The following is an 11,874-nucleotide window of genomic DNA, read 5'->3' as shown; positions in this document are numbered from 1 at the left end:
GCCCTACGGCCGATTTACCCCTCGCACACTCCGTCGAGGCGGTGCTCAGCGCCCCCCGAGGGCCGCTGCCAGCTGCCGCACCCGTTCGCCGATCCGAGGGTCGGGGCCCTCGGTCAGCAGGCGCCCGATCAACGTCCCGACCTCGGCGAAAGCGCTCTCGCCCAGACCCTGGGCGGCCAGCGCACCGGTGCCCAGCCGGATCCCGGAACCGTCCGCGACGGGGGCCGGGTCGTACGGCAGTGCGCACTTGCCGAGCATCAGCCCGGCCGCGGCGCAGCGCTGCTCGGCCTCGCGGCCGGTCAGGCCCAGCGGACTGACGTCGGCGGTCACCAGATGGGTGTCGGTGCCACCGGTCAGCAGCCGGGCGCCGGTGGCCGCCAGCGCCTCTGCCAGGGTACGGGCACCGTCCACCGCGCGGCGCAGGTACGCCCCGAACGCCGGGGTCCCGGCTTCGGCGAAGGCCACCGCCTTGCCCGCCACCTCGTTCATCGCCGCCCCGCCCTGGCTGAACGGGAACACCGCGCGGTCCACCCGCTCGGCCAACTCGGCCGAGCAGAGCAGCAGTCCGCCGCGCGGGCCGCGGAGCAGCTTGTGCGTGGCGGCGACGGTCACATCCGCGTACGGCACCGGGGAGGGCGCCGCTCCCCCGGCGATCAGACCGGTCACCTGGGCGACGGAGGCGATCAGGTAGGCGTCCACCTCGTCCGCGATCTTCCGGAACTCGGGCCAGTCCAGGTGTCTGGGGTAGGAGATGCCGCCCGCGATGATCGCCTTCGGCCGGTGCAGCCTGGCCAGCTCGCGCACCTGGTCGAAGTCGATCAACTGATCGTCCTCGCGGACGCCGTAGCCGATGAAGTCGAACCAGCGACCGGAGAAGTTCGCCCGTGAGCCGCAGCTCAGGTGGCCGCCGTGCTGCAAGGACATCGCCAGCACCGCGTCGCCGGGCCGCAGCAGCGCCGCATAGGCCGCGAGCATCGCCGAAGTCCCCGACCTGGGCTGGACGTTGGCGTGCTCGGCGGCGAACAGCCGGCTGGCCCGGTCGATCGCCAGCAGCTCGGCGGCGTCCGCCAGCGCACAGCCCGCGTGGTGACGGCGCCCGGGATAGCCCTCGGCGTACTTGTCGATCAGCGGCCCGGTCAGCGCCGACAGCACCGCCGGGCTGGTGACGTTCTCCCCCGCCAGCAGTTGCAGGCTCTCGGACCGGCGGGTGGCCTCGGCGGCCAGCAGATCGGCCAGCTGGGGATCGGCCTGCCGCAGGGCCGCTGCGGCTTCCCAGTGCACCTGTGGGGCGTCGGTGACGGTCATGGCGGGGCTCCCGGGCAGCGGCGGGCGGACTCCCTCCAGCGTAGGACGGCGCCCCGCTCCAGGCCCGCCGACGCGAACCCACTACTCCACACGCGGTCGGCACCGCACTCCGGATGACCGGGCGAGCCGGTCCAAGGCCGGGGTGCACCGCCCCACCGGGAGCCTGCCGGGCACGCCGGACCCACTCGGCCCGGCCGAGCGGCTCAGTGGTGTCCGGAGACGCCGGTCAGGGCGGTGACAACGGGTTCGAGGGCGTCGAATATCTCCTCGCCGCAGTTGCGGAACATCCCGATCGGCGCGCCGTAGGGATCGTGCACCTCGTCCGCCTCCGGGGAGGCGGCGAGCAGCCAGCCGCGCAGCGCGGCCGCCGAGCGGACCAGCGCACGGGCCCGCTGGGTGACGTCCGCGCCCGTCCGGGGATCCGGCAGCGTGCTCGGGTCGATCCGCCGTACCAACCGGGTGAACTCCTTCAGGGTGAAGGTCCGCAGCCCGGCCGTGTGGCCCATCGAGATGACCTGCGCCCGGTGGTCCAGGGTGGCGGTGAGCACCAGGTCGGCTTCGACCACGTGCTCGTCCAGCAGCTCACGGCCGACGAAGTCCGCGCTGTCCGCGCCGTACTCGTCGAGCACCGTCGCCGCATGGGCCTCCATCGGCGCACCCTCGTGGCCCCAGGTACCGGCGCTCTCGACCACGATCCGGCCGACGGCGGCGCCGCGCAGCCGGACGTCCAGTTCGTGCCTGGTCAGCCGCTCGGCGATCGGCGACCGGCAGATGTTGCCGGTGCAGACGAACAGGATCCGGAAGGTGTCCAGCGGCCGGGGCGAGATGGTGAGGAACCCCGGGAACTCGGGTATGCCGGAGGCCGGGCCGGCACCGCGCAGTGAGGCCGCCGTCAACTGCCGGCCTCCAGGTCCGGAACGACCTCCCTCAGCTGCTCGACGCTGACCGCGCCCGCCCGCAGCAGGACCGGGACCTTGCCCGTGACGTCCACGATGGTGGAGGCGGTGGCGTGGTCGGCCGTGCCGCCGTCCAGGTAGACCGCGACCGACTCGCCGAGCTGGGCGAAGGCGTCGTCGCAGGTGGCGGGGGCCGGACTGCCGCTCTTGTTGGCGCTGGAGACGGCCAGCGGGCCGGTGCTGTTGAGCAGCTCGATGGCGACCGGGTGCAGCGGCATCCGGACCGCCACGGTGCCCCGGGTCTCACCGAGGTCCCAGCGCAGCGAGGGCTGGTGCTTGGCGACCAGGGTCAGACCGCCCGGCCAGAACGCGTCGACCAGCTCCCAGGCCTGCTCGGAGAAGTCGGTGACCAGACCGTGCAGGGTGGTCGGCGAGCCGACCAGCACCGGCGAGGGCATGTTGCGGCCCCGGCCCTTGGCGGCCAGCAGGCCCCCCACGGCCTCCGGACTGAAGGCGTCGGCACCGATGCCGTACAGGGTGTCCGTGGGCAGCACGACGAGCTCGCCGCGGCGAATCGCCGAGGCGGCCTCACGCAGGCCCGTGGCGCGGTCCCCGGCATCGGCACAGTCGTATCGGCGGCTCATCGGTACGGTCCCCTTCCAAGATGGCTCAGGTCAGTCCGGACAACATGCTTCTGCGCTCGGCGGCTCACAGCGGCACCCCCGCGCGGTCGTACTCTGCTCGACCGTTCACAACGACGCCCTTCGGGCGGTCGTACTCTGCTCGACCGTTCACAACGACGCCCTTCGGGCGGTCGTACTCTGCTCGACCGTTCACAACGACGCCCTTCGGGCGGTTGTGAAGCGCGGCCGGTTGTTGAGGTCGCGGTGGTCGGCCGCGTCCGTCCAGCCGGCTTCCTCGTTGAAGATCCACGGCACCTGCCCGCCCTGGGTGTCGGCGTGCTCGATGACGACGGCGCCACCGGGCCGCAGCAGCCGGGCCGCGACCCGTTCGATGCCGCGGATGGTCTCCAGCCCGTCCTCCCCGGAGAACAGCGCCAGCTGCGGGTCGTGGTCGCGGGCCTCCGGTGCGACGTACTCCCACTCGGTGAGCGGGATGTACGGCGGGTTGCTGATCACCAGGTCGAAGCGGCCGTCCCAGGAGCGGTCGTCCTCGAAGGCCCGGGTGGCGTCCCCGGCGTGCAGGGTAACCCGGGCCCGGTCGGAACTGGCCTCGATGTTGCGGCGGGTGTACTCCAGCGCGCGTTCGTCCAGTTCGAAGGCGTGCACGGTGGAGCGCGGCAGCTCCTGGGCGAGCGCCAGCGCGATCGCGCCGGAGCCGGTGCACAGGTCGACCACCAGCGGCTCGGCGACGTCCATGTCACGGACCGCGTTTATGGCCCACTCGACGACCGTCTCGGTCTCCGGCCGGGGTACGAACACCCCGGGGCCGACCTCCAGTTCGAGGTAGCGGAAGAACGCCCGCCCGGTGATGTGCTGCAGTGGCTCACGGGCCTCACGGCGCGAGATCGCCTCCCAGTACCGGGCGTCGAAGTCGGCGTCCTTGACTGTGTGCAGCTGGCTGCGCTTGACGTTGTGGATGTACGCCGCGAGCTCTTCCGCGTCGAAGCGCGGCGACGGCACACCGGCCGCGGCCAACCGCTGGGTGGCCTGGGCCACCTCGGCGAGCAGCAGGTTCATCCGACCGACCCCTTAGGTACTCAGTTCTCCTGGGCGACGGCCAGCTTGGCTGCCGCGTCGGCGTCCACGCAGGACTGGATCACCGCATTGAGCTCGCCGTCCAGGACCTGGTCCAGGTTGTACGACTTGTAGCCCGTGCGGTGGTCCGAGATGCGGTTCTCCGGGAAGTTGTACGTCCGGATCCGCTCCGAGCGGTCCACCGTGCGGACCTGGCTGCGGCGTGCGTCCGAGGCTTCCTGCTCGGCCGCCTCCACCGCAGCGGCAAGCAGGCGCGACCGCAGGATGCGCATCGCCTGCTCCTTGTTCTGCAGCTGGCTCTTCTCGTTCTGGCAGGAGGCCACGATACCGGTCGGCAGGTGGGTGATCCGGACCGCCGAGTCGGTGGTGTTGACGGACTGGCCGCCGGGACCCGAGGAGCGGTAGACGTCGATCCGCAGGTCGTTCGCGTGGACCTCGACCTCGACCTCCTCGGCCTCGGGGGTGACCAGCACGCCGGCCGCCGAGGTGTGGATCCGGCCCTGCGACTCGGTGGCCGGCACCCGCTGCACGCGGTGCACGCCGCCCTCGTACTTCAGCCGGGCCCAGACGCCCTGGCCCGGCTCGGCGCCGCCCCTGGTCTTCACGGCGACCGAGACGTCCTTGTAGCCGCCGAGGTCGGACTCGTTGGCGTCGATGATCTCGGTCTTCCAGCCCACCCGCTCGGCGAAGCGCAGGTACATCCGCAGCAGGTCGCCGGCGAACAGCGCGGACTCCTCGCCGCCCTCACCCGCCTTGACCTCCAGGATGACGTCCTTGTCGTCGTTGGGGTCGCGCGGGACCAGCAGCAGCCGCAGCTCCTCGGTCAGCTCCTCGCGGCGGGCCTCGGACGCCTTCACCTCGGCGATGAAGTCGGAGTCCTCCAGTGCGAGTTCGCGGGCGGCCTCGATGTCCTCCCCGGCCTGCTTCCAGGAGCGGTAGGTCCGGGTGATCGGGGTCAGCTCGGCGTAGCGCTTGGCCAGCTTGCGGGCGTTCGCCTGGTCGGCGTGGACGGACGGATCGGCCAGCCGCTCTTCGAGGGCGGCGTGCTCGACGAGGAGCTCTTCGACTGCCTCGAACATGGGATGGGCCTACTTCCGTGAGAGACGCGCCTGCCGTGGGTGGGCGCGGGTGACGGCTGCGGAGGAGAGACACGAACGGCGCCGACCCCGGACGCCCCCGCCGTGTACGGGGACGCCAGAGACCGGCGCCGTGTGAGCGCTAGGCCTTCGCGCTGTGCTGCTTGCCGAAGCGGGCCTCGAAGCGGGCCACGCGGCCACCGGTGTCGAGGATCTTCTGCTTGCCGGTGTAGAACGGGTGGCACTGCGAGCAGACCTCGGCGCGGATCTCGCCACTGGTCTCGGTGGACCGGGTGGTGAACTCGGCGCCACAGGTGCAGGTCACCTTGGTGAGCACGTACTCGGGGTGAACGTTGGGCTTCAAGGGGTTCTCCTAGTGTTCGGGAGGGCACCGGGTCGGCAGCAGGGCGCTGCTCGTGAACCGGGACCGACGGACCAGTCTGCCAGGACCGACCGCTTCTTCCCAAACCGAGTTGCGTCCCCGCTTATTCCGCGGCTCAGCCCGTCCCGCTGCTCGTCCCGCTGCCCGCCGTGCCGCCCGCACCCGCGCCGGCCGGGTTGGCGGGCTGCGAGCTCACGATGGAGTGCGGTACGGCCTGGTCGGACTTGAGGGCCGCCCACAGCCGGTCGGCCTGCGGCTGCTGCGGTATCACCCGGTTCGGGTCGCCGGGCGCCGTGCCCACCGGCAGGGTGACCATCGTCAGATCGTTCGGGCCGAGCTTCTTGAGGGTGTCGGCCATCCCGACCAGCGAGTTGACCGAGGCCAGGTCGGAGTCGGTGGTGATGCTCCGGGTGAGGCGGTCGGCCACCGACCAGAGCTTGGTGGGGTTGGAGGTCAGCCCGATGCTGCTGGCCTGCGCCATGATCGACTTCACCATCTGCTTCTGCAGCTCGATCCGGCCCAGGTCGCTGCCGTCGCCGACACCGTGCCGGGTACGGACGAAGGCGAGCGCCTGGTCACCGCCCAGGTGGTGGTCGCCGGCCGCGAGGTCGAGGCCGCTGTCCTTGTCCTTGATGTTCACCGTGGTGGTCACGTCCACCCCGCCGATCGCGTCTATGAAATTCGCGAAACCGGAGAAGTCGATCTCCACGAAATGATCCATCCGCAGCCCGGTCAGCCGTTCGGTGGTCTTCACCGCACAGGCTGGACCGCCGGTCTCGAAGGCGGAGTTGTACATCGCGCTCTTCACTGCGGGAACGGTTTTCCCGCTGGTGGTAAGGCATTCGGGACGGGCCACCAGAGTGTCCCGGGGAATGCTGACCACACTGGCCGCGGTATGGCTCTGGTTGACGTGCACGACCATCGCGGTGTCCGAACGCGCGGTGCCGTCGGTGTCGCCGCCGGCCAGGCTGCCGTTGTTGCCGCTGCGCGAATCCGAGCCCAGCACCAGAACGTTGAACGAGCCGTCGGTGGCCGCGGGCGGACGGGCGGTGCCGAGCTGGGCGTTGATGTCCACGCCCGTGATGTTGTGGTTCAGCCGCCAGTACGCATATCCGGCGGCCCCGCCGCCCAGAACGAGCAGACCGGCCAATGTGAACAGGGCGATCCGCAGCCATCTGCCGCGCCGCCCGCGATTCTTCCGGTGGTCGGCCATATCGCCCCCCGCTCCTTGACTGCAGTCATTTCGAGCATAAGCGAAGCAGAGGCTGATAAGCCTTTCTCTTAAGTTCTCCTTAGAACGCGGGCGAGCCCCGGACCGCCAGTGCGGTCCGGGGCTCGTGTCGAACGGATCGTCAGTCGCCGGAGCCCGGCGTGGTCTTGGCGATCTGCATCAGGAACTCGGCGTTGCTCTTGGTCTGCTTCATCTTGTCCAGCAGCAGCTCGATCGCCTGCTGCGAGTCGAGCGCGTGCAGCACCCGGCGGAGCTTCCAGGTGATGGCCAACTCCTCGTTGCCCAGCAGGATCTCCTCCTTGCGGGTGGAGGACGCGTCGACGTCGACGGCCGGGAAGATGCGCTTGTCCGAGAGCTTGCGGTCGAGCTTGAGCTCCATGTTGCCGGTGCCCTTGAACTCCTCGAAGACCACCTCGTCGGCCCGGGAGCCGGTCTCCACGAGGGCCGTGGCGAGGATGGTGAGCGAGCCGCCGTTCTCGATGTTGCGCGCGGCACCGAAGAACTTCTTCGGCGGGTACAGCGCGGTCGAGTCGACACCACCGGACAGGATGCGGCCGGAGGCGGGCGCCGCCAGGTTGTAGGCGCGGCCCAGGCGGGTGATCGAGTCCAGCAGGATCACCACGTCGTGGCCCAGCTCCACCAGGCGCTTGGCACGCTCGATGGCGAGCTCGGCGACCACGGTGTGGTCCTCGGCCGGGCGGTCGAAGGTCGAGGAGATGACCTCGCCCTTCACCGACCGCTGCATGTCGGTGACCTCTTCCGGACGCTCGTCCACCAGGACGACCATCAGGTGGCACTCGGGGTTGTTGTGGGTGATCGCGTTGGCGATCGCCTGCATGATCATCGTCTTGCCGGTCTTCGGCGGGGCGACGATCAGACCACGCTGACCCTTGCCGATCGGCGACACCAGGTCGATGATGCGGGTGGTCAGGACGCCCGGGTCGGTCTCCAGGCGCAGGCGCTCCTGCGGGTACAGCGGCGTCAGCTTGCCGAACTCGGGGCGGTTGCGGCCGCTGTCCGGGTCCATGCCGTTGACCGAGTCCAGCCGCACCATGGCGTTGAACTTCTCCCGGCGCTCACCGTCGCGCGGCTGGCGCACCGCACCGGTGATGGCGTCACCCTTGCGCAGGCCGTGCTTGCGGACCTGGGCGAGCGAGACGTAGACGTCGTTCTGGCCCGGCAGGTAGCCGGAGGTCCGGACGAACGCGTAGTTGTCGAGGATGTCCAGGATGCCCGCGACCGGGATCAGGACGTCGTCGTCGCCGATCTGCGGCTCCGGGGTACCACCCTCGAAGCCCTCGCGGCGGCCACGGCCACGGCGGTCGCGGTAGCGCCCGCGGCGGCCACGACGGCCGTCGCCGAACTCGTCGTCCTCGAAGCCGCCCTGCTGGGCGGGCTGGGCGGCGGGCTGACGGCCCTGGCCGCCGTCCTGCACGGCCTGCTGGCCCTGCGGCTGCGCCGGCTGGCCGCCCTCACGGCGGTCCCGGCGGCTGCGGCGCTCACGGCGCGACTCGCGGCCGTCGCCGTCCTGCCCGGCCTGGGCCTCTCCGGCCTCCGGGCGCTCGCCGTCACGGCGGTCACGGCGCTCACGGCGGTCGCGACGGGTGTCGGTGCGCGCCTCGGCGTCGAAGCCGCGGCCCTCGGCGGGCTTGCCGTCGGTGCGGGGCTCGGTCCGGGTCTCGGCCTTGGCCTCGGCGACCACGGTGGCGGTCGGCTCGGCGGCGGCGGCCTCGGCGGTCGGCGCACCGGCCGCCGAGGTGGCCCGGCGACGGGTCCGCTCGGCCCTGGCGGGGGCGGTCGTGGTCTCGGCGGCGGCCTGGACCGGGATCTCGATCTGGGCGGCCGGCTCGGCGGTGGCGGCAGCGGCGGCCCGCGTGCGGCGGACCGGCTTCGCCTCCTCCGCGGCCGGGGCCGCAGCGGCGGGAGCGGCCTTGGCGGCCCGCTTGGCGGCCGGCGCGGCCGAGGCCGCGGCACCGGCGAGCAGCGGGTCCCCGCCGCTCTTCTCCTTGATGGCCTCGATCAGCTGGCTCTTGCGCATGCGTCCGGTACCGCTGATTCCGAGGGTCGAGGCGAGCTTCTGCAGCTCGGCCAGGACCAGGCCGTCCAGGCCCGCGGCAGCGGTACGACGGCGCCGCGCCGGAGCCGCGGGGGCGGCGGCTGCGTCCGACGCCTCGGCGTCCGGGCGCGCGCCCATCAGATCGGTGGTGTCGCTCACTAAGGGTCCTTCCCTGGAGCGGACGTCGGCCTGTCTGGCTCGGCGACCGGTTGTGCTGTCCTGACCAACGCTCGACTGCGTCGGTCCGAGGCGGTGATCCCCCGAATGGCGGAGCCAGTCTGGGGAGAGCTGCGATGTGCGATGCACTGTGGTGCGGAGTGCGCGGCGGGTCGGTCTGCTGCCGACCTCGCTGCCTGCGATACCCGGGCCCCCGTCGCGCGGCGGTACCCCGGGCCCCGTCCGGTCATGCCGCTAGGGGCGAGTCCGGAAGAGCGGGTCAGGTGCCGTCACGGCTTCGGGATGCGGCCGCAATCGCGCAGGCAGGCTGCGTACGCGCTGTGGCGGGCTCCCGGAGAATCGTGGTCCCGTACTTCCGGCTCCCGCTACTGCGGACTGCTCCACAGTGCCGGGGCGGGCTCGGGACGCGGCGCACCGGGCCCCGGAGGGCAACTGGTGCAGCAATGAGATTAACACTACCGACCCCCTGACACATTCCCCAGCCCTGATCTCGTCAATCGTGTCTGTCTCACGAATCGCGCCCCCGCGTTCCTTGCAGTGCGGTATTCCGGGAAGTGCCGCATTCACGCTGCCCAACGCGTGACACAGACGGAACGTGTCACATGTCCAGCGGCAGTACCGCGGCTCCGGCCCGGTCGAGCTGGAGCCGGTGGACGGCGAACGCCGGGCCCGCGAACTCCGTCAGCTTGTCGGCGCCCGCCTCGTCGCACAGGGCGAGCACGGTCGGTCCGGCGCCGGAGATGACGGCCGGGACGCCCTCCGCGCGCAGTGCGGCGACCAGGGCGGCGCTGTCCGGCATCGCGGCGGCGCGGTAGTCCTGGTGCAGCCGGTCCTCGGTGGCGGCGAGCAGCAGCTCGGGCTGCCGGGTGAGGGCCTCGACCAGCAGCGCGGAGCGCCCGGCGTTGACCGCGGCGTCGGCCAGCGGGACGGTCTTCGGCAGCAGGCCGCGCGCCGTCTTGGTGAGCACCTCGGTGGACGGGATGAAGACGACCGGGACGACCTGCTCGGACGGGTCGAGGCGGATCGCGCGGGCCGACTCCTCGTCGGTCCAGGCGATGGTGAAACCGCCGCGCAGACAAGCGGCGACGTTGTCCGGGTGGCCCTCCAGCTCGGTGGCGAGGGCCAGCAGTGCGTCGTCGTCCAGGGCGGTCGGACCGCCGATGGTGACGGCGCGCGCCGCGACGATGCCGGCGCAGATCGCGGCGGAGGAGGAGCCCAGGCCGCGACCGTGCGGTATGCGGTTGGCGCAGACCACTTCGAGGCCGCGCGGCTGGCCGCCGAGCCGGTCGAAGGCCGCCCGCATCGAGCGGATCAGCAGGTGGTTCTCGTCCCGGGGCAGCGTCTCGGCGCCCTCGCCGGCGATGTCCACCGCGAGACCGGACTCGGCGACCCGGACCACGACGTCGTCGTAGAGCCCCAGAGCGAGTCCGAAGGCGTCGAAGCCGGGGCCGAGATTGGCGCTGGAGGCCGGGACTCGGACCCGGACGGCGGCAGCACGGAACGCAGGACCAGCCATGTGCTCGGACTCTCCTGGGGGAAATCGGGCGCTGCCACGCAGGGCGCGGCGCGTCCCGCGTGGCGGTCGGTGTGCGGCCCGGTGGCGTTCGGGCCTACGGAGTGGGGGTACCCGGGCGGGGTCGGTGCGACAAGCCCCGGCGAGGCGGGCGGTCACGTCAGCGCGCGGCCCGCCGACTCCAGACTATCGAAGAGAGGTTCCACAGCGGTACACCCCACACCCCCCGATCTGCCGTGTTGCCTGTTCTGGCCGGAAACTGCACGGAAAAGGGGACGAAAAGGATCGACCAATTGACACAAAAGGTGTCACGGGCGGACGCCAAGTGGGCCGACCCCCGAAAGGGGTCGGCCCACTGTTGACAGAGCGTCAGCCTCCGCGCAGGGTGGACCGGGTCAGTCCAGCAGCCCGAGGCTCCGGGCCGCGGTCTCCGGGTCGACCGGGACGATCTGCGGCTGCGGCGCACCGGCCACCGCCCAGTCCGGGTCCTTCAGGCCGTTGCCGGTCACGGTGCAGACGATCCGCTGGCCCGGGTCGACCAGTCCGGCCTCCGCCTTGGCCAGCAGGCCGGCCACACCGGCGGCCGAGGCGGGCTCCACGAAGACGCCCTCCTGGGCAGCCAACAGGCGGTAGGCGGAAAGGATCTGACGGTCGGTCACCTTGTCGATGAGGCCGCCGGACTCGTCCCGGGCGGCCAGCGCGTAGTCCCAGGAGGCCGGGTTGCCGATCCGGATCGCGGTGGCGATGGTCTGCGGGTGCAGCACCGGGGCGCCGTCCACGATCGGGGCCGAACCGGCCGCCTGGAAGCCCCACATCCGCGGCCTGCGGGTGGCCAGGCCGTCCTCGGCGTACTCGCGGTAGCCCTTCCAGTACGCGGTGATGTTGCCCGCGTTGCCGACCGGCAGGACGTGGATGTCGGGGGCGTCGCCCAGCATGTCCACGATCTCGAAGGCGGCGGTCTTCTGGCCCTCGATCCGCACCGGGTTCACCGAATTGACCAGCGCCACCGGGTACTTCTCGGACAGCGCACGCGCCAGGGTGAGGCAGTCGTCGAAGTTCCCGTCGACCTGGAGGATCCGCGCGCCGTGCACCAGCGCCTGGCCCATCTTGCCGAGCGCGATCTTGCCCTGCGGCACCAGCACCGCCGAGACCATCCCCGCCCGCACCGCGTACGCGGCGGCGGAGGCCGAAGTGTTGCCGGTGGAGGCGCAGATGACGGCCCGGGCGCCGTCCTCCTTGGCCTTGGAGATGGCCATCGTCATACCGCGGTCCTTGAAGGACCCGGTCGGGTTGGCGCCCTCGACCTTGAGGTAGACCTCGCAGCCGGTGCGCTCGGAGAGCACCTGGGCGGGGACCAGCGGCGTGCCGCCCTCCAGCAGCGTGACCACGGGGGTGGTGTCGCTCACCGGCAGGCGGTCGCGGTACTCCTCGATCAGGCCGCGCCACTGGTGGGTGTGGGCGGTGACTCGCCCACTCGCCTCCGGGCGCTCGGGGCTGTCGGCGATGCGTGCGTTCATCTC

10 protein-coding genes are annotated in these 11,874 nt (G+C 71.7%); all 10 read right to left on the bottom strand.

All coding sequences use genetic code 11. The features are described 5' to 3' along the window. Positions 1 to 45: 45 nt before the first annotated feature. A complete protein-coding gene (gene glyA, locus UK12_RS02215) occupies positions 46 to 1,305 on the bottom strand; it encodes a serine hydroxymethyltransferase (RefSeq protein ID WP_045298782.1) in 1,260 nt (419 codons plus the stop codon). A 203-nt stretch (positions 1,306 to 1,508) separates the two neighbouring features. Further along, positions 1,509 to 2,201 carry an arsenate reductase/protein-tyrosine-phosphatase family protein gene (locus tag UK12_RS02210; RefSeq protein ID WP_231590997.1) on the bottom strand — a complete coding sequence of 231 codons (693 nt, stop codon included), beginning with the start codon at positions 2,199 to 2,201 and terminating at the stop codon, positions 1,509 to 1,511. Continuing rightward, positions 2,198 to 2,845, bottom strand: a complete 648-nt coding sequence (locus tag UK12_RS02205; protein ID WP_045298780.1) for an L-threonylcarbamoyladenylate synthase — start codon at positions 2,843 to 2,845, stop codon at positions 2,198 to 2,200. The genes UK12_RS02210 and UK12_RS02205 overlap by 4 nt, the downstream gene beginning before the upstream one ends. A gap of 189 nt (positions 2,846 to 3,034) precedes the next feature. Beyond that, positions 3,035 to 3,901, bottom strand: coding sequence for a peptide chain release factor N(5)-glutamine methyltransferase (gene prmC, locus UK12_RS02200; RefSeq protein WP_045298779.1), 867 nt, complete (start codon positions 3,899 to 3,901; stop codon positions 3,035 to 3,037). A gap of 20 nt (positions 3,902 to 3,921) precedes the next feature. Then, a complete protein-coding gene (gene prfA, locus UK12_RS02195) occupies positions 3,922 to 4,998 on the bottom strand; it encodes a peptide chain release factor 1 (protein WP_045298778.1) in 1,077 nt (358 codons plus the stop codon). Positions 4,999 to 5,137: 139 nt separating this feature from the next. Beyond that, positions 5,138 to 5,359: a 50S ribosomal protein L31 gene (rpmE, locus tag UK12_RS02190; protein ID WP_045298777.1), complete on the bottom strand. Its 222-nt coding sequence runs from the start codon at positions 5,357 to 5,359 to the stop codon at positions 5,138 to 5,140. Positions 5,360 to 5,492: 133 nt separating this feature from the next. Beyond that, complete coding sequence (locus UK12_RS02185; RefSeq protein WP_045298776.1) at positions 5,493 to 6,590, bottom strand: LCP family protein; 1,098 nt, start codon at positions 6,588 to 6,590, stop codon at positions 5,493 to 5,495. 139 nt (positions 6,591 to 6,729) lie between these two features. After that, the gene (gene rho / locus UK12_RS02180) at positions 6,730 to 8,802 is read right to left on the bottom strand and encodes a transcription termination factor Rho (protein WP_156178496.1); all 2,073 of its coding nucleotides are present in this window, start codon (positions 8,800 to 8,802) and stop codon (positions 6,730 to 6,732) included. A gap of 637 nt (positions 8,803 to 9,439) precedes the next feature. Further along, on the bottom strand, positions 9,440 to 10,357 hold the full coding sequence (gene thrB / locus UK12_RS02175) for a homoserine kinase (protein ID WP_045298774.1): 918 nt from the start codon (positions 10,355 to 10,357) through the stop codon (positions 9,440 to 9,442). A gap of 392 nt (positions 10,358 to 10,749) precedes the next feature. Beyond that, positions 10,750 to 11,871, bottom strand: coding sequence for a threonine synthase (gene thrC, locus UK12_RS02170; protein WP_197084473.1), 1,122 nt, complete (start codon positions 11,869 to 11,871; stop codon positions 10,750 to 10,752). Between the last annotated feature and the right edge of the window lie 3 nt (positions 11,872 to 11,874).

This window comes from Saccharothrix sp. ST-888 (genome assembly GCF_000955975.1).
Classification (GTDB): domain Bacteria; phylum Actinomycetota; class Actinomycetes; order Streptomycetales; family Streptomycetaceae; genus Kitasatospora.
Note: the sequence above shows the minus strand (reverse complement) of the source record. Positions and strands in the feature narration are given on the sequence as shown.